Source organism: Sphingomonas mali NBRC 15500 (assembly GCF_001598415.1).
GTDB lineage: Bacteria > Pseudomonadota > Alphaproteobacteria > Sphingomonadales > Sphingomonadaceae > Sphingomonas > Sphingomonas mali.
Map to the genome: position 1 here is coordinate 180945 of NZ_BCYX01000005.1, position 19087 is coordinate 200031.

General features: G+C 63.7%; 9 protein-coding genes. 7 read left to right on the forward strand and 2 right to left on the reverse strand.

Annotated elements, in window-relative coordinates:
- Nucleotides 1-71 precede the first annotated feature (71 nt).
- On the reverse strand, nt 72-1334 hold the full coding sequence (purD, locus tag SMA01S_RS06725; protein WP_066819606.1) for a phosphoribosylamine--glycine ligase: 1263 nt from the start codon (nt 1332-1334) through the stop codon (nt 72-74).
- Here purD and xseA point away from each other — a divergent pair.
- The 6 genes from xseA to SMA01S_RS06755 all read left to right on the forward strand — a co-directional run bounded on the left by xseA (nt 1333) and on the right by SMA01S_RS06755 (nt 13790).
- The gene (gene xseA, locus SMA01S_RS06730; RefSeq protein WP_066819608.1) at nt 1333-2706 is read left to right on the forward strand and encodes an exodeoxyribonuclease VII large subunit; all 1374 of its coding nucleotides are present in this window, start codon (nt 1333-1335) and stop codon (nt 2704-2706) included. The two genes, purD and xseA, sit on opposite strands and share 2 nt — an antisense overlap.
- A gap of 48 nt (nt 2707-2754) precedes the next feature.
- Entirely contained in the window at nt 2755-2955 is a 201-nt protein-coding gene (locus tag SMA01S_RS06735) for a DUF2093 domain-containing protein (protein WP_066819610.1), read from the forward strand.
- Nucleotides 2952-3872 (forward strand): peptidoglycan DD-metalloendopeptidase family protein, encoded by a 921-nt coding sequence (locus tag SMA01S_RS06740; RefSeq protein ID WP_439654301.1) that lies wholly within the window; start codon nt 2952-2954, stop codon nt 3870-3872. The genes SMA01S_RS06735 and SMA01S_RS06740 overlap by 4 nt, the downstream gene beginning before the upstream one ends.
- A 364-nt stretch (nt 3873-4236) precedes the next feature.
- Complete coding sequence (locus SMA01S_RS06745; RefSeq protein WP_066819612.1) at nt 4237-7167, forward strand: TonB-dependent receptor domain-containing protein; 2931 nt, start codon at nt 4237-4239, stop codon at nt 7165-7167.
- A 282-nt stretch (nt 7168-7449) separates the two neighbouring features.
- Entirely contained in the window at nt 7450-10563 is a 3114-nt protein-coding gene (locus tag SMA01S_RS06750; protein WP_066819614.1) for a TonB-dependent receptor domain-containing protein, read from the forward strand.
- 272 nt (nt 10564-10835) lie between these two features.
- Nucleotides 10836-13790 (forward strand): TonB-dependent receptor domain-containing protein, encoded by a 2955-nt coding sequence (locus tag SMA01S_RS06755; RefSeq protein WP_245649185.1) that lies wholly within the window; start codon nt 10836-10838, stop codon nt 13788-13790.
- A gap of 79 nt (nt 13791-13869) precedes the next feature.
- On the opposite strand, the gene clpB is transcribed toward SMA01S_RS06755, so the two are convergent.
- On the reverse strand, nt 13870-16449 hold the full coding sequence (gene clpB, locus SMA01S_RS06760; RefSeq protein WP_066819616.1) for an ATP-dependent chaperone ClpB: 2580 nt from the start codon (nt 16447-16449) through the stop codon (nt 13870-13872).
- Between the two features lie 215 nt (nt 16450-16664).
- On the opposite strand from clpB, the gene SMA01S_RS06765 reads away from it, so the two are divergent.
- A complete protein-coding gene (locus tag SMA01S_RS06765; RefSeq protein ID WP_084250148.1) occupies nt 16665-19037 on the forward strand; it encodes a TonB-dependent receptor in 2373 nt (790 codons plus the stop codon).
- The last annotated feature ends 50 nt before the right edge of the window (nt 19038-19087 follow it).

The following is a 19087-nucleotide window of genomic DNA, read 5'->3' on the forward strand; positions in this document are numbered from 1 at the left end:
CCTAGAGGGGGAGTGGCCGTTTCGCCAGTGATCGGGGTCAGGTCGGTGGCCGCTCGGCTTGGCATGGCCGATCAGCCCTCACGCGCAATCTCGCGCCAACCGATGTCGCGGCGGCAAAAGCCGCTCGGGAAGTCGATCGCATCGACCGCGCGATAGGCGGCGGCCTGCGCCGCGCGGACGTCGGCGCCGCGTGCGGTCACCGCGAGGACACGGCCGCCCGCCGCGACGAGCCGGTCATTGGCGATCCTGGTGCCGGCCTGGAATATTTTCGCCCCGGCTGCCTCGGCAGCTTGGATCCCCTGGATAGCGCCGCCGGTCTCGGGCGTGCCGGGATAGCCTGCTGCCGCCATCACCACGGTCAGCGCGACATCGTCGCTGAACACGGGGGCGGGCGCCTCGGCCAGCCGACCTTGCGCGATCGCCAGCAGCAGCGGCAGCAGGTCGCTGTCCAGCCGCATCATCAGCACCTGGCACTCGGGGTCGCCGAAGCGCGCGTTATATTCGATCAGCTTTGGCCCATCGGCGGTCAGCATCAGCCCGGCATAGAGCACGCCTGAATAAGGCATGCCTTCCGCCGCCAGCGTGGAGATGGTCGGCGCGACGATCTCGTCGAGCGCGCGACGTTCGAGCTCGGGAGTCAGCACGCGCGCGGGGCTATAGGCGCCCATGCCGCCGGTATTGGGGCCGGTATCGCCATCGCCGACGCGCTTGTGATCCTGCGCCGATCCGAACGCGACCATCGCGCTGCCGTCGGTGAGGACGAACAGGCTGACTTCCTCGCCCTCCAGGAATTCCTCGATCACCGCGCTGGCGCCCGGTTCGGCGAACAATGCCTCGACCGCATCCTCGGCTTCGTCCGCCGTCATCGCGACGACGACGCCCTTGCCGGCGGCCAGTCCATCGGCTTTCACCACGACTGGCGCGCCGAACGCCGCAAGCGCGGCGCGCGCCTCGTCCAGCGAGTGGACGGCACGATAGCCCGCGGTCGGGATGCCGGCGCGGTCGCACAGCGCCTTGGTGAACGCCTTGGATCCTTCGAGCTGGGCCGGCGCCTTGTCGGGGCCGAACACTGCCAATCCCGCGGCGCGCAAGTCGTCGGCTATCCCCGCGACCAACGGCGCCTCGGGACCGACCACGATCAACTCAACGTGGTTCGCGCGGCAGAAATCGATCACCGCGTCATGGTCCGTGACGTCGATCGCGACGAGCTCGGCGCTTTCCGCTATCCCCGGATTGCCGGGTGCGGCGAAGAGTTTGGTGAGCAGTGGCGATTGCGCGAGCTTCCACGCGAGGCCATGTTCGCGTCCACCCGATCCGATCAGCAGGACGTTCATGCCCGACCCTTTTCCAGAAGATTCGCCGCGGCTGGTAGCCGAGGCCATGCCCGGCGACAATTCCGCCGCCGAAAGCGTGTCCGAACTGTCGGGGCGGCTCAAGCGAATGGTCGAGGGCGAATTCGGCCGCGTTCGGCTGCGCGGCGAGATTTCGGGATGGAAGCGCGCCGCCTCGGGCCATTGCTATCTGAGCCTGAAGGACGATCAGGCCGTCATCGACGGTGTGATGTGGAAAGGGCAGGCGGCATTGATCCCGTTCAGCCCGCAGGACGGGATCGAGGTGATCGTCAGCGGCAAGCTGACCACTTATCCCGGCCGGTCCAAATACCAGATCGTCGTCGACCGCATGGAGCTGGCGGGCGAGGGCGCGCTGATGGCGCTGCTCGAAAAGCTCAAGGCGCAATTGGGTGCGGAGGGGCTGTTCGACCAGAGCCGCAAGAAAGGCTTGCCGTTCATGCCGCGCGTGATCGGCGTCGTGACCTCGCCGACGGGTGCCGTGATCCGCGACATCCTGCATCGCCTTGCCGATCGCTGCCCGACGCATGTCCTGGTTTGGCCGGTCAAGGTGCAGGGCGACGGTGCGGCGCGGGACGTCGCCGCGGCGATCGCCGGATTCGACGCCATCGCGCCGGGCGGGCCGGTGCCGCGTCCCGACCTCGTCATCGTGGCGCGCGGCGGCGGGTCGGTCGAGGATCTATGGGCATTCAACGAGGAAATCGTGGTCCGGGCGATCGCCGCTTGCTCGATCCCGCTGATCTCCGCGGTCGGCCACGAGACCGATACCAGCCTGTCGGACCATGCCGCAGACCTCCGCGCGCCGACACCCACCGCGGCAGCCGAAATCGCGGTGCCGGTGCTCGCCGACTTGCGGCTGGGGCTCGATTCGTACGCGCAACGCGCCGAGCGGTGCGCGCGGCGCTATGTCGAGCGCGGGCGCGAGCAGAGCAGTGCGCTTGCGCGGTTGCTGCCCAAGCGCGACGCCTTGCTGGGCCCGCAGCGCCAACGTGCCGACGACAATGCGCAGCGGCTCGACCGGGCGCTCGAACGGCGCATCACCCTGGCGCGTGGCCAGCTCGACCGCAGCGCCGGCGCGTTGCGGCCAGCGATGCTGACGCAACGTCTGTCGGCGGCACGCGATCGGTTGGCGGGCGCCTGGAAACTGGTCGAGGCGCTCAACCCGAGCCATGTACTCGACCGCGGCTATGCCTGGGTCGAGGCCAAGACGGGGGGCGTGCTGACCAGCGCGACCGCGGCGCGCAAGGCCGGGGCGCTGGTGCTCCATTTTGGTGACGGCGACGTCGCGGCGCGGGTTGAGGGCGCGAGCGGCAAGGCATATGTAAAGGACACGCCGGGGCAGCCGACCTTGCTGTGACGGTAACCGGGTTGGCCCGACTTTTTTGAGATTTCGAGGATCGCTGCAATGCTGATGTCCAATACCGATCGGCCGGCGCGCCTCCACTATATGGCCAATGGCTTTCGCGTGCTGGTGCCGGGGGGGCATGTGACCTGCGCGATATCGGGGGTGCCGATCGCGCTCGACGATCTGCGTTATTGGAGCGTCGCGCGCCAGGAGGCCTATGCCAGCGCCGAGCTCGCACTAGAGGCTGAAGGACGGAAGTGAAACGCGCGCGGCGCTGGGTCCTCGGCCTCGCCGCGCTGACCTCGCTGGGTAGCTGCGTCGAACCGGGCTCGCCGCCTGCCGCGCGCCCCGCGCCGGTGACGGTCGTCACCCCACCGCCGCCCGCGCCACGGATGCCGACGGTCCCGCTCGGCGATTTCAGCTTCAAGGGCAGCATGATCCAGGGCGGATTGCTGATCGGCACCGCGCCCGCCGGGGCCCAGCAAGTCAGCTTCAACGGCGATCAGGTGCCGGTGGCGCCCGATGGCCGCTTCGTGATCGCCTTCGACCGCGATGCCGGGCCGGTGGCGACCGTGGCCGCGACGCTGGCCGACGGCCGCTTGGTCTCGCGCACGCTGACGATCAATCCACGGGCATGGGACATTTCGCGCCTGTCGACATTGCCAAAATATCCTGTGCCGATGCCGCAATTCGAGAAATTGCGCCCGGTCGAAATCGCCCAGATCAACGCGGCGCGGAGGCAGGATACGGGGGCCGCCGGGTGGCGTCAGCCGTTCATGTGGCCGGCGACCGGACGGATCTCGACCCTGTTCGGATCGCAGCGCATCTATCGCAACGGCGAAGCGGGATCGTATCATTCGGGCACTGACGTCGCGGTGCCGGCGGGAACCCCGGTGCTGGCGCCGGCCGACGGCGTCGTCATCCTGGCCTCCGATCATCCCTTCCTGCTCGAAGGCAATCTGCTGATGATCGACCATGGCATGGGGCTCAACAGCGCGCTGATGCATTTGTCGCGGATCGTCGTGACGCCCGGCCAGGCGGTGAAGCGGGGGCAAATCGTCGCGTTCTCCGGCGCGACTGGGCGCGTGACCGGCGCGCATCTTCACTGGAGCCTGCGCTGGCGGAATGCGAAGATCGACCCACTGCTGGTCGCGGGGCCGATGCCGGCGGTGAAATAACGCGAGGTGCCACGCGCTATGGCCACGACGCATCACACACATTGCGGAGCGCGAAAATGACGGGCGTTCATGTAAGAATTCAAGACGAACGCGCAAACGACATTTCCCATGGATCAACGACTTGCGCCCCCGCTAGTGGAAGCCGAGGCTCGCTACCGACCGGTTCTCGCATACCGGTGTGACTTTCGTGTAACTCTCTGCTGCAAATCGGCAATCAATCCTGGTTCCGGCTTTACAACGATCGTCTCGAAGGTAACCAGTCGCCCATTCCGGACAGGCGTAGGGGCCTGCCGGTACTGGGGGCTCATGATTCGCGCCGGTAAACGAGCGTGGGCGTGGCCCGCTACATGGGGATTACACACCGATGCTCTCTTTCCGAACGACGTCCAAGCTTCGTCTGCTTGCTGCTGCGGCTCCGCTCGGCCTGCTCGCGCTGGCGACGCCCGCTCAGGCGCAAGAAACGCCGGCTTCGCCGGCTCCGGCCGATGACCAGGCGGCCGACAATTCGGCTGACATCGTCGTCACCGGCACGCTGTTCCGGCGCGCCGACAATGAAACGCCCTCGCCGGTTACCACGATCACCGCCGATTCGATCGAGAAGCGCGGCCTGACGACCGTGTCGGACGTGGTCAACTCGCTCGCCGCCGGCAACGGCGGTGCCGTTCCGCAGAATTTCACTGGCGCGTTCGCGTCGGGTGCGACAGCGGTTTCACTGCGTGGCCTGAGCACGAACTCGACACTGACCCTGTTCGACGGCCTGCGCCCTGCTTATTATCCGCTCGCCGATGACGGCCAGCGCAGCATCGTCGACCTCAACACGATCCCCTCGGCGATCGTCGAGCGGGTCGAAGTCGTCCGTGACGGCGCTTCGTCGACCTATGGCGCCGACGCGATTGCGGGCGTGGTCAACGTCATCACCAAAAAGGAAATCAAGGGCCTCGACGCTCGCGTCGAAGCCGGTATTTCCCAGCGCGGCGATTCGGACAGCCAGCGTATCCAGCTGACCGGAGGGTTCGGTTCGCTCTCGGAGCAGGGCTATAACTTCTACGTCAGCGGCGAATATCAGCGTCTCGGCAGCGTCTACAACCGTGACCGCGAGTTCCCGTACAACACCAATAACCTGAGCTCGCTCGTCGGCCGCGACGCCGCCGGCGTGGTCGGTGGCGGCTATACCGGCAAAAACGCCAATTTCGGCTTCAATCCGCCGACGTCAGGGTCGTCTTCGGGCGCGACGGTTGCCGTGGTTCGTCCGGCCACGCCAACGGCCAACAGCTCCGGCATCCCATTCGGCACGGCGATTGGCGGCGGCTTGTTTCAGGTGCTGGGCAACTGTGCCCAAGACAACCTCATCCTGCATACCACGTCGGCCGGTTCGTATTGCGAACAGGATCTGATCAACCGTTATGGCGTGATCCAGCCCCGGCAGACCCGTTTCGGCGGGACCGCACGCTTCACCGTCAACGTTGGCAGCAAGGCGCAGGCTTACCTGACCGCCAACTTCTACCAGAGCAAGGTGTTCATCGACGGTACGCCGCAGTCGATCCGTTCGAACGGCAACCCGCTCGAAACCCGCGGTATCTCGCTTCCGGTGTTCCTGAGCAACGGTCAGCTTAACCCGCAAAACCCGTTCGCTGCGGCCGGGCAGGCTGCGCTGATCTATTACCGCTTCGGCGATATTCCGTCGAACCTGACCAACCTGTCGCGCACGTACCGTGTCGCGGGCGGCATCGACGGCAAATTCGGCGCGGACGACAGCTGGGGCTATTCGGTCGCGGCGACCTATTCGCGCACCGATCTCGAGCAGACCCGTCGCGGCTTCCTGAACATCGCCGGTCTGACGAAGGCGATCAACGACGGTACCTATAACTTCATCAATCCGTCGTTGAACTCGCAGACTATCCGCAACCAGATCTCTCCGACGCTGCAGACTCGCGCCAATTCGGAGCTCTGGCAGGTTCAGGCGACCTTGACGAAGGAGCTGTTCCAGCTGCCTGGTGGTCCGCTCCAGGTCGGTGTTGGCGCCCAGGAACGTTACGAAGCCCAGTATGACCCGAACCCGGTCCCGCTGCGCGACTTCATCACGGTCAACCCGTTCTCGGCCGTGGGCAATCGCTACGTTAGCGCGGCGTTTTTCGAGTTGAACGCGCCGATCCTGAAGCAATTGGAGATCAACGCTTCAGGCCGGTACGACCATTATTCGATCGGCTTCAGCCACTTCTCTCCGAAGATCGGCGCCAAGTTCCAGCCCATCAAGGAACTCGCGATCCGCGGAACGTATTCGGAAGGGTTCCGAGCACCGTCGATTCCGGAGCTTAGCGGCGCGGTCATCGGCTTCGTGCAGTACACGCCGAGCGCGGCGGTCCAGGCGCTGTACGGCAACGACTCGTACATCACCTCGACTTATGGTCTCGGCCAGAACTCGACCGGCAACCCGAACGTGAAGCCGGAAACGTCGCGGTCGTTCACCGGCGGCGTGGTTTTCCAGCCCAAGAGCTGGTTGAGCATGACGGTCGACTACTACAATATCCGCAAGAAGAACCTGATCATCGGGGGTTCGGGCGGTCCGGCGGCGATTGCCGACGCCTATCTGCTGACCGGTGTGATCCCGGCCGGCGTGACCATCACACCCAATCCCGTCGATCCGGCGCACCCAGGCCTGCGCCCGACCCCGCTATCGATTAACTTCCTGTACGGGAACGGGAACGTTCTGCAGACCTCAGGCATCGACGCCCAGATCCAGGCGACGTTCAAGCTCAGTGATGACGTGAAGTTCACGTCGATCCTCGAAGGTACCGAAATCCTCGACTACACCGTGGATGACGGCTCGGGTAACGGTCCGCAGCAATATGTCGGTACGTTGGCATCGTATGTCACGACTTCGGCCTCGGGCACTCCGCGTTGGCGCGCCAACTGGCAGAACACGCTCGACGTGGGCGCCTTCTCGTTGACCGGCACGGCCTACTTCACCAGTGGATACAAGGGCTATGCAGCCGACAACCTCGGCATCGGTTGTGACAAGACGTCGGAAAACTCGGCGCTGTATACCAATGGCGGCGTGACCACGACGACCGGCGGCCCGCTGCAGTGCACGGTGAAGCACTTCTTCGACTTCGACGTGTCGGCCTCGGTCAAGATCAACCAGAACTTCAAGTTCTACGTGAACATCGTCAATGCCTTCGACAACAAGGCGCCGTTCGATCCGAATACCTATGGCGGCAACAACTACAACCCGGCGTGGTCGTCGGCCGGCGTGATCGGCCGCCTGTTCCGCGCGGGCGCTACCGTCAAGTTCTGATCGATCTGAACGAACCAGAAATTTGGGGGCGGGGCCGCGAGGCTCCGCCCTTTTCTTTTGCCTGCGCCGTGCGGCCGCTCCGCGCAGGACTTTGTGGCCTTTTTGCTACACGTGCGGCCAAACGCACCTGAACTTGTCAAAGCTAGCTTTACAGCGAGAAAGCTGAGCTTAATCCGTGCGGCCATTGGCCTCGGACGTACCTGGGAGGGTGGTTCGTAGAGGCTTGGCAACGCTCGAACCATAATCGGGGGCAAGGGTCGAGCCAGGCAAAGGGAATATTTCGTGACCAATTCGACTGTTTCGCGTTCGCTCCGCGGAAGCGCCGCGCTGCGCGCGCTGATGCTGTGCGGCGCCGGCGCGTCGGCGGCTTTGTTTGCCGCTCCGGCATTCGCCCAGGACACCCCGGCTCCGGCCGCGGACGCTACGCCCGCGCCGCAGGACGATCAGGCGGCAGCGCCCGAAATCGTCGTCACCGGGACGCTGTTGCGCAATTCGGCGACTGCTACCGCCGCGCCGCTGACGACGCTGACCTCGGACGACCTCGCGAAGCGCGGCCTCAACACCGTGGCCGATGCGATCAACTCGATCGCAGCAAACAATGCCGGCTCGATGAACAAGAGCTGGAACAGCTTCAACTTCGCGACCGGCGCGACCGCAGTGTCGCTGCGCGGTCTTACTACCGGCAATACGCTCACCCTGTTCGATGGTTTGCGCAGCGCGCCCTATCCGCTGGCGGATGACGGGCACCGCAACTTCGTCGACCTGAACACGATTCCCAGCGGCATCGTCGACCGCATCGAAGTGCTCCAGGACGGCGCGTCGTCGACTTACGGCGCCGACGCGGTGGCCGGTGTGGTCAACGTCATCGTCAAGAAGGAAATCACTGGCATTCACCTCGACGGGTCGGCGGGCATTTCCGAATATGGCGACGCCGGCGAGCAGCGCCTGAGCGGCACGGTCGGCTATGGCAAACTGTCGGAGCAGGGCTTCAACATCTACGCCAATGTCGAATACCAGAAGAACGACCCGCTTTACGCACGCGACCGCAAGTTTCCCTATAACAGCGCCGACCTGAGCAGCATCTGCAACGCGCCAGGGAACTGCCTTAACAATGGAGTGGTGAACGGCATCCAGGGCGACGGCACGTTCCTCGGTGTCGGATCGACCATGGTTCCTGCGATCCGGCCTTATAATACGACCACCCTTACGTTCGTGGATCCGGGCGGCACCAGCCACACGTTCGCGCCGGGCACCGTGGCAATGGGTCCCTGGCAACTCGCTAACCCTGGCGCCGGTTGCGGAAACCTGACCTCGGTGACGCTCAACGCGGCTCAGCAGGGGTCGGCCGCTCCTACGTTCAAGCAGAATACCGACGGCAGCTATTCGTTCAATAATGTCGGCTATACCGGCGTGACGAACGGGGCGCAGCAGTGCCAACAGGATAACGTCAACCGTTACCTGGAAGAGCAACCGATGGTGAAGCGCTTCGGCGCCACGGTTCGTGGAACGGTAAACCTGGGCAGCAGGGCGCAGGCCTATGCGATGTTCAATTTCTACCAGACTAAGACCGACACGTCGATTGCGCCGCTGACCTTCGCCGGTCAGACCGCGGCGGGTGGCACGCAGTTCACGCTGAGCCCGGTGCTGCTGCCGGTCTATGTCTGCCCGCGCGGCACGACCGTCGCGTGCACGGCGGCGAACGGCACGCTTAATCCGAACAATCCTTACGCCGCCAGCGGCCAATTCGCGCGCGTGAACTACCGTTATGATCAGCCGCGCATAACCCTGTCGGATGCGCGCACCTACCGCGCGTCAGCCGGCATCAACGGTTCGTTCGGCGATAACTGGCGCTATGCGGCCGACTTCACCTGGTCGCAGGTCGACCTGAAGATCACGAACAAGAACTACCTGTATGCCCAGCATCTGGTCGATGTGATCAACGACGGCAGCTTCAATTTTATCAATCCGTCGCTGAATTCGCAGGCGATCCGCGATTATATCGCGCCGACCAATGTTACGAACTCGCGTTCGAACCTGTGGCAAGCTCAGGCGACCTTGTCGAAGGACCTGTTCCAGCTGCCGGGTGGTATGCTGTCGGCGGCGGTCGGCGTGTCGTACCGCAAGGAGTCGATCACCAACCCGAGCGCCAACCCGGCGAACGAGGTCAACCCGGCGGACCGCTATTACAGCATTAACGCCGTTGGTGCGACGGGCAGCCGCAACGTCAAATCGGCCTTCTTCGAAGTCGAGGCGCCGATCGTCGACATGCTCAGCCTGAACGCGTCGGGCCGCTACGACGATTATTCCTCGGGCCAGAAGAATTTCTCGCCCAAGATCACCGCGATCTTCAAGCCGATCAAGCAGATCAAGCTTCGCGGAACCTTCTCGAAGGGCTTCCGCATCCCGAGCTTCAACGAGGCCTATGGTCTGCCGACGACCGGCTATATCACGGCTCAGGTCAGCGACCCGGCGTTCCTCGCCGCTCACGGCAATAACTCCTATGCGACGCAGCCCTATTCCTATGGTCTGACCGCAATCGGCAACCCGTCGCTGAAGCCCGAAAAGTCGACCTCGTTCACGGGTGGTATCGTTCTTGAGCCTACCCGCAACCTGGCGTTCACCGCGGATTATTGGCACATCAAGATCAAGGGCCTGATCACCAACCCGGATTATTCGGGCGTGGAGGATGCCTATTATGCCAATAACGGCGTGGTGAACATTCCGGGCCTGACGGTGCTTCCGGGCATCAAGGATCCGGATCATCCCAACGCTCTGCCGTTGCTCGGCTTCATTCAGTATTCGTTCGTCAATGCGAACTCTGAAACCGCATCGGGTCTCGACTTCTCGGGCACCGCGCGCTTCCCGATCAGCAACGGGATCACCTTCACCAGCCGGGTCGATGCGTCGTACCTGATCAAGCTGGAGAAGAATATCGACGGCACGATCCAGCGTTATGACGGCACGCTCAGCCCGTGCGACATCACGTCATGCTCGGGTGCTCCGAAGTGGCGCGGTACCTGGACGAACACGCTGGACTTCGGGAAGACCTATCTGAGCGCGACGGTGAACTACACCAGCGGTTACGACATGGCGTCGATCGATTACGGTGGCATCAAGGGCGATTGCGATGCCAATGGCGGCGTTTCGGCGGCGACCTATGCCGACGGTACGATCTTCAAGTGCCGGGCCAAGCGTTTCATCACGCTTGACCTGACCGCGAGCACGAAGATCGCCGATCACTTCACGCTGTACGCCAACGCGCTGAACATCCTGGGCGCGACGCCGGACTTCAACCCCGGCCAGTCGTACAACCTCGGCTACAATTACAACGTGGCCTGGGAAGGCCAGGGCTTTGTCGGCCGGTTCTTCCGCGTCGGTGCGAAGGTCGACTTCTAGGTCTTCGCTCTCATCGACCGGTACAATCGGGGCCGTTCCAGCGATGGAGCGGCCCCTTTTTTGTCGGCGGCAGCCGCTCCTAACGGTGTGTGGCCAATTTGCTACAGCCGAAACGAAACCAGTACGCGGCACTCCGTGTCGGCTTTACACCTATCCGCATAGGTTCCATCCCTCGCCCATGCCTCGAACGAGCCTGGAGGGCGGTTCGCAGGGGCTTGGCGACGCTCGCACCGCAAGGGGGAACGGACGGGCCAGGCAAAGGGAAGACCTCGGTGAAAATCAATACGACACTTGCGCGTTCGCTTCGCGGGAGCGCGGGGTTGCGCGCGCTGATCCTGTGCGGCGCAGGCGCGTCGGCTGCATTGTACGGCGCTCCGGCTTTTGCCCAGGATACGCCAGCACCAGCACAAACAACTGCGCCAGCGCCTGCCGCCCCCCAAGACGATCAGGCATCCACCGGTGGCGACATCGTCGTTACCGGTACGCTGTTCCGGTCCAACCGAGACACCGTTTCGCCGATCACCACGTTGAGTGCCGAAAACCTGGAAAAGGCCGGTATCACCAACGTCGCCGATGCGGTTCGCTCGATCTCGGCCGACAATTCCGGTTCCATTCCCTCGGCGTTCGCCAATGGCTTCGGCTCGGGCGGCGCGGGCGTTTCGCTCCGCGGCCTGACCGTGAATTCGACGCTGGTGCTGATCGACGGCGTCCGCACGACCTATTACCCTTACGCCGACGACGGCCAGCGCGCGTTCGTCGACCTCAACTCGATCCAGAAGAGCAATATCGACCGCATCGACGTCCTGAAGGACGGCGCGTCGTCGACCTATGGCGCGGACGCGATCGGCGGCGTGGTCAACATCATCACCCGCAAAGAGATCCAGGGCATTGAAGGCACCGCCGAGGGCGGCGTCTCGGAGAAGGGCGATGGCGGCGAGCAGCGCCTGACGCTTACGGCCGGCTATGGTGACCTCGCGCGCCAGGGGTTCAACATCTATGTCACGGGCGAGTATGAGCATGACAGCCTGATTTCGGCTGCCGATCGCGGTTTCCCCTATAATACGGCCGATCTGACGTCGATCGGCGGCGACAATTTCAACGTGAACTCGCCCGAACTGGGCGGCGCGTTCGGCACGCGTCTCGGCTCGACCAGCGCAGTTGTTCGCCCCGCGATGGAAACCACTGCCGGCAATATCTTCTCGGGTGCTTATATTCCGACTCCGGGCGATCCGGATGCCACGCCGTTGCCGACGCGGATTCTCAATCCCGCCGGCTGCCGCGCGAATGGGCTGACGACTCAGCACACCGACGCGACCGGCGACTATTGTGAAGAGAACACCATTCCATATGGCACGCTGCAGCCGGAGCAGACCCGCTATGGCGCCACGGCGCATCTGACCGCCAATGTCGGCAGCAATTCGCAGGCCTACCTGACCGGCACCTATTACCACAGCAAGGTCTATTCGGAAGCGGCGCCGTTCTCGGTCCGTCAGCGTAACCCGATCAACACCACCAACCTCGTGCTGCCGGCGATCCTGTCGAACGGGCAGCTCAACCCCAACAATCCCTATGCGGTGGCGGGATGCGTCGAAGCCGTGAGCTGCGTCGATGCGCAGCTTTCCTACGCTTTCCCCGAACTGATCCAGCGCGCGACGACCGAGAATGACGTCTACCGCGTCGCCGGTGGCATCAGCGGCAAGTTCGGCGACGGCTGGGCCTATTCGGTCGACGCGACCTATGCGCGCAGCGACCTGAAGGGCACGAATCAAGGCTATCTGAACATCGCCGGTCTGACCGCTGCGATCGAAAACGGCACCTACAATTTCGTGAACCCGTCGCTGACCCCGCAGTCAGTGATCGACTCGATCTCGCCCGCCGCGATCACCACCGCGAAGAGCGAATTGTACATGATCCAGGGCAACCTGACCAAGGAGCTGTTCCAGCTTGCTGGCGGCCCACTCCAGGTCGGTGTCGGCGGATCGGTTCGTCGCGAAACGCTGGACAATCCGAACGCCAATGCCAACAACGCGTTCCTCGGCCTCAACGCGGTCACTGCCGCCGGTAAGCGCACCATCTGGGCCGCTTATTTCGAAATCGATGCGCCGGTGTTGACGACATTGGATATCAACGTGTCCGGCCGCTACGATCACTATTCGGACGGGTTCAGCAATTTCTCACCGAAGGTCGGCGCCAAGTTCACGCCGATCAAGGGCCTGATGCTCCGCGGCACCTATTCGCGTGGCTTCCGCGCGCCCAGCTTCGCCGAGTCGCAGGCGGGCGCGGTGATCGGCTACACGTCGGCGACCTTGCCCGACGATGTGGTGGCGGCGCACAATAACGACGCTTATGTCCAGCCCTATTCGATCGGCTTCAACAGCGCGTCGAACCCGAACCTCAAGCCTGAAAAGTCGCAGAGCTTCACAGGCGGCGTAGTGTTCGAGCCGGCGCACTGGCTGAGCCTGTCGGTCGATTATTACAACATCAAGAAGACCGACGTGATCTCGGGCGGTCCGCTCGCCGGCGCGGCGCTGGATGCCTATTATTCGGGCGGCGCCATCCCGGACGGCTATACGTTCGTACTCGACGATCCCGATCCGCAAGCGCCGAACGCGATCCGCAAGGTGTTGATCGTCAACTCACCGTACGCGAATGCGGCGGCGTTGAAGACGTCAGGCCTGGACGTGTCGGCCACTGTCCGGTTCGATCTCGGTGGGGTCAAGTGGACCAGCCAGGGTGAAGCGACCGACATCTTCTACTACGACTTCAAGCCGGCCGCTGATCAGCCATACGACCATTATGTCGGCACGCAGGCGCCGTATATCCTGTCGTCGGGCGCGGGTACGCCGAAATGGCGCGCCAACTGGATGAACAGCCTGGAGTTTGGCAAGTTCACGCTGACCGGCACCGCTTATTATGTCAGCGGATACAAGTCGGTTGCGGAAGATCAGAACGGTAACGGCGCCACCAGCTGTGCCGACAATCTTTACGGTGGCACGGACCCGAACTTCGGCTGCCGCACGAAGAGCTTCATCGACTTCGATCTGGTCGGCCAGGTCAAGATCAATGATCACTTCACGTTCTACGTGAACGCGCTCAACCTGTTCAATGCATCGGCACCGCTCAACCCCGCCAACTATGCGGGCGCCGCGGCGAACTACAATCCGACCTGGACCCAATCGGGGATCGTCGGCCGCTTCTTCCGCGCGGGGGCGAACTTCAAGTTCTGATCCCTGCCCGAGAGGCAAAATAATGGGGCCGCTCCAGCGATGGAGCGGCCCCATTCTTGTTCGGCGATAACGGGACGGGTCAGACCACCGTCAAGGTCAGCTTCCCATCACCTTCGTCGGCCTTGACCGTCTGGCCGTCCTTGACCGCGCCCGACAGGATCAGGTCGGCGAGCGGATCCTGCAGATAACGCTGCACCGCACGCTTCAGCGGCCGCGCGCCATAGACCGGATCGTAGCCCACCCGGCCGAGCCAGTCGCGCGCCGCCTGGGTCAGGTCGATCGTGATCTTGCGGTCGGCGAGCAGCTTGCCGACGCGCGCGACCTGGATGTCGACGATCGGCGCCATCTCGCTCTGGCCCAGCCGATGGAACAGTACGATCTCGTCGAGCCGGTTGAGGAACTCCGGCCGGAAATGCGCGCGGACGATCTCCATCACTTGCGGTTCGACCGACGCGACGCTCTCGCCATCGCCCAGGCTCGTCAGGAACTGGCTGCCGAGATTGGAGGTCAGCACGATGATCGTGTTGGTGAAGTCGACCGTGCGGCCCTGACCATCGGTCAGCCGCCCGTCGTCGAGCACCTGGAGGAGGATGTTGAAGACGTCGCCATGCGCCTTCTCGACCTCATCGAACAGCACGACCTGATACGGCCGGCGACGAACCGCTTCGGTTAGAACACCGCCTTCTTCATAACCAACATAGCCAGGAGGCGCGCCGATCAGGCGGGCGACCGAATGCTTCTCCATGAATTCGCTCATGTCGATCCGCACCATCGCCGCGCTGTCGTCGAACAGGAATTCGGCGAGCGCCTTGGTCAGCTCGGTCTTGCCGACGCCGGTTGGGCCGAGGAACAGGAAGCTGCCGAGCGGCCGGTTGGGATCCTGTAGTCCGGCGCGTGCGCGGCGCACCGCGGTTGACACCGCGCGCACGGCTTCGGCCTGGCCGATAACGCGCTTGCCGAGCTGTTCCTCCATCTGCAGCAGCTTGGCGCGCTCGCCTTCCAACATCCGGTCGACCGGAATGCCGGTCCAGCGGCTGACGACGCCGGCGATGTCCTCGGCAGTGACTTCCTCGCGCAGCATCGCCCCCTTGGTCGAGCCCTGCGCCTCGGCGAGCTGCTTCTCGAGCTGCGGAATGGTGCCGTAGGACAGCTCACCGGCCTTGGCCAGGTCGCCCGAGCGCTGCGCCTGGTCGAGCGCGTTGCGCGCGGCATCGAGCTGCTCCTTGAGCTTGGCTTCGGCGCCGATCTTGTCCTTCTCGGCCTGCCAACGCTGGGTCAATTCGCTCGACTGCTGTTCGAGATTGGCGAGCTCGCCTTCGAGGTTGGCGAGGCGATCCTTCGACGCCGCGTCGGTTTCCTTCTTGAGTGCCTCACGCTCGATCTTGAGCTGGATGATGCGGCGATCGAGCGTCTCGATCGCCTCCGGCTTGGACTCGACTTCCATCCGAATACGGCTCGCCGCCTCGTCCATCAGGTCGATCGCCTTGTCGGGCAGGAAGCGGTCGGTGATGTAGCGGTTGGACAAGGTCGCTGCCGCGACGAGCGAGGCGTCGGTAATCCGCACGCCATGGTGCAGCTCGTACTTCTCCTTCAATCCGCGCAGGATCGAGATCGTGTCCTCGACCGTCGGCTCGCCGACGAAAACGGGCTGGAAGCGCCGCTGCAGCGCGGGGTCCTTCTCGACATACTTGCGATACTCGTCGAGCGTGGTGGCGCCGACGCAATGCAGCTCGCCACGCGCCAGCGCGGGCTTGAGCAGGTTCGATGCATCCATCGCGCCCTCGGTCTTGCCCGCGCCGATCAGCGTGTGCATCTCGTCGATGAACAGGATGATGTCGCCTTCACCGGCCTTGACCTCGTCGAGCACGCCCTTCAGCCGCTCCTCGAACTCGCCACGATATTTGGCGCCGGCGATCAGAGAGCCCATGTCGAGCGCCATCAGCCGTCGGTCCTTGAGCGTATCGGGCACGTCGCCATTGGCGATGCGCAGCGCGAGGCCCTCGGCGATCGCGGTCTTGCCGACGCCGGGCTCGCCGATCAGTGCTGGGTTGTTCTTGGTGCGGCGCGCCAGGATCTGGATCGTGCGGCGGATTTCCTCGTCGCGCCCGATCACCGGGTCGAGCTTGCCGTCGCGCGCCGCCTGGGTGAGGTCGCGGGCGAATTTCTTGAGCGCGTCATAGCGGTCCTCGGCGCCCGCGGTGTCGGCCGTGCGGCCGCCGCGCAGCTCGTTGATCGCTGCGTTGATGCCTTCGGGTGTCGCGCCGGACGCCTTGATCGCCTTGCCGGCAGCGGTGTTGAGGCTGAGCGCAAGCGCGACGAGCAGCCGCTCGACAGTGACATAGCTGTCGCCCGCTTTCTGCGCGATCTGCTCGGCTTGATCGAGCACGCGCACCGCGTCGTTGTTGAGCCCGGGCTGGGTCTGCGCGCCGGCGCCCGACACGGCGGGGATTTTGGACAGAGCAAGGTCGGTCTCGCTCGTCGCCTTCTTCGCATCGCCACCGGCCTTCTGGATCAGGCCTGCGGCCAGGCCCTGCTCGTCCTCCAGCAATGCCTTCAGCAGATGCTCGGGCGCGATCTGCTGATGGTTCATGCGGATCGCGACGGTCAGCGCGGATTGCAGGAAGCCCTTGGCGCGGTCGGTGAATTTTTCGAGGTTCATTGATGGTCCCTGATCGATAGTGTCCCGAATTTAGTGTTGCACGTTTGCAACACAAGGTCGGCGGCGCAATTCGTAAACTACCCTAGCTTGCGATCGTCACGGGTCCGTCACGGACCTTTCTCCGAACTGCAACCCCAATGCCTCCATTGTGCAACGCAGCATGCCTAGGCGCGAGCCCAGAGGGAACGATCCACGTAACCCAAAGGGAATGTTTCATGATCCGCATCGTATCCGCCTGTCTGCTTGCCGGCACTGCTTTGTCCTGGCCGCTTGCCGCCCAAGCCGCGGACAAGCCAGTTGCCGACGATAAATCCGCGGCCGCGGCTCCGGCGGCCGATGATAGCGCACCCACCGCCGACGACGCGACCGACATCGTCGTCATCGGCCGCGGTGAATCGCGCCAGGTCCAGCGGATCGGCGCCGCGGATATCGACATCCTGGCCTCGGGCACCAGCCCGCTCAAGGCGATTTCCAAACTGCCGGGCGTCAATTTCCAGTCGGCCGACCCGTTCGGCGCGTACGAATGGTCGGAACGCGTCTCGATCCGCGGCTTCAATCAGAACCAATTGGGCTTCACGCTCGACGGCATTCCGCTCGGCGACGGCAGCTACGGCAACGTGAACGGTCTGCACATCAGCCGCGCGATCAGCTCGGAGAATATCGGCGAAACGCGGGTGTCGCAGGGCGCCGGGTCGATCGGGACGCAGGCGACCAACAATCTCGGCGGCACGGTCGAATTCTTCTCGTCCGATCCGACCGAGACGTTCGGCGTCACCGCCAATGGCACCTATGGCAGCAACAACGCGGTCCGCGCCTTCTTCCGCCTCGACACCGGCACGCTCGGCGCCAACGGCCCCTCTGCCTATGTTTCCTATGCCTTTGGCGACACCGACAAGTGGAAGGGCTGGGGCTCGCAACGCCAGAGCCAGGTCAATGCCAAGTTCGTCGCGCCTGTCACGCCCGGCGTGCGGCTGGTCGGCACGTTCGATTTCTCGGCGCGCCGGGAGAATGACTATCAGGACATGTCGCTCGACATGATCAAGCGGCTCGGCTGGAATTGGGACAATATCAGCAACAACTTCCCGCTGGCGATCAAGGTCGCCAACGTCGCCAACAATATCGACAACTTCAACAATACCACCGGCGCACCCGGGGGAGATGGTCTGTCCGACATTACCGGCCTTCCGCCGTCCAATCCCGCGGCGGGTAAGGTCTTCCCGACGCCGATCGGCACGATCGATGACGCTTATTTCGACGCGGCGGGCCTGCGGAACGACTATCTCGCCTCGCTCGGCGCCGAGAGTTCGGGTGACTCGAAGATCAAGTGGAGCCTCAAGGGCTATTACCATTCGAACCACGGCCAGGGCATCTGGTTCACCCCGTACGTGCCGTCGCCGTCGGGTGTGCCGATCTCGGTCCGCACCACCGAATATGATATCCGCCGCAAGGGCGTGTTCGGCTCGGTCGGCGGCGATCTTGGCATGTTCGGCGAGCTGACCGTCGGCGGCTGGTACGAACGGAACGATTTCCGCCAGGCGCGTCGCTATTACGGCCTCGACAGCCTGACGGCTTCGACCCGCGACAGCCTGGACTTCCAGGATTACCCGTTCGCGACGCAATGGGATTTCCAATACCACACCGACACCGTGCAATATTATGTCGAGGACAAGCTCACCTTCGGCAAATTGACGGTCAACCTGGGCTGGAAGGGCTATGACGTTCGCGCGACGGCGACGCCGATCGTTTCCGGCGGGCTGGCGCAGGGCAAGATCAAGACCACCGACTGGTTCCAGCCGCATGCCGGCTTCGTGTACAAGCTCGGCGGCCAGGCCGAAGTGTTCGGCGGTTTCACCGAAGTGACGCGCGCCTTCGTCGCCTCGGCCACCGGCGGTCCGTTCGCGACGACCCAGGTGGGATTCAACAATCTCGGCAACCTCAAGCCGGAGAGCTCGGATACGTACGAACTCGGCGCACGCGTGCGGTCGGGGCCGTTCACCGGATCGATCGCCGGCTATTATATCGATTTCCAGAATCGACTGATCGCCTTTGCCAACGGCGCCGGGATCATCGGCAACCCGGCCATCCTGCAGAACGTCGGATCGGTCCGTTCCTACGGCATCGAGGCGACCGGCCAGATCAAGCTGCCCTACGGCTTCGGGCTGTTCGCCTCCTACGCCTATAACGACTCGACCTATCGCGATAACGTCTTCAACGCGAAGGGTGTGCTGATCGCCAACACCGCCGACAAGACCGTGGTCGATTCACCGAAGCACATTGCGTCGGGCGAAATCACCTATGACGGTCAGCTGTTCTTCGGTCGGATTGGCGCCAATTATATGTCGAAGCGCTACTTCACCTATGAGAACGATCAGTCGGTGCCCGGACGCGTGCTGTTCGACGCGACTGTCGGCGTGCATCTGGACATTAGCGGCCGCAAGTTCGAACTGCAGGGCAACGTCACCAACCTGTTCGACAAGAAGTATATCGCCACGATCGGGTCGAACGGCTTCGGCAATCGCGGCGACAATCAGACGCTGCTGGTGGGGGCGCCGCAGCAATTTTTCGTCACGCTCAAGACCAAATTCTGAACCTGGTTTCTGGGTGAAAAGAGGCGGGCGCGAATCCCTCTCCCGTTGGG

Excerpts from the sequence above, each read along its gene's own strand:
- xseA (WP_066819608.1), top strand. The coding sequence starts at position 1,333 with ATGCCCGACCCTTTTCCAGAAGATTCGCCGCGGCTGGTAGCCGAGGCC.
- purD (WP_066819606.1), bottom strand. The coding sequence starts at position 1,334 with ATGAACGTCCTGCTGATCGGATCGGGTGGACGCGAACATGGCCTCGCG.
- SMA01S_RS06735 (WP_066819610.1), top strand. The coding sequence starts at position 2,755 with ATGCTGATGTCCAATACCGATCGGCCGGCGCGCCTCCACTATATGGCC.
- SMA01S_RS06745 (WP_066819612.1), top strand. The coding sequence starts at position 4,237 with ATGCTCTCTTTCCGAACGACGTCCAAGCTTCGTCTGCTTGCTGCTGCG.
- clpB (WP_066819616.1), bottom strand. The coding sequence starts at position 16,449 with ATGAACCTCGAAAAATTCACCGACCGCGCCAAGGGCTTCCTGCAATCC.
- SMA01S_RS06765 (WP_084250148.1), top strand. The coding sequence starts at position 16,665 with ATGATCCGCATCGTATCCGCCTGTCTGCTTGCCGGCACTGCTTTGTCC.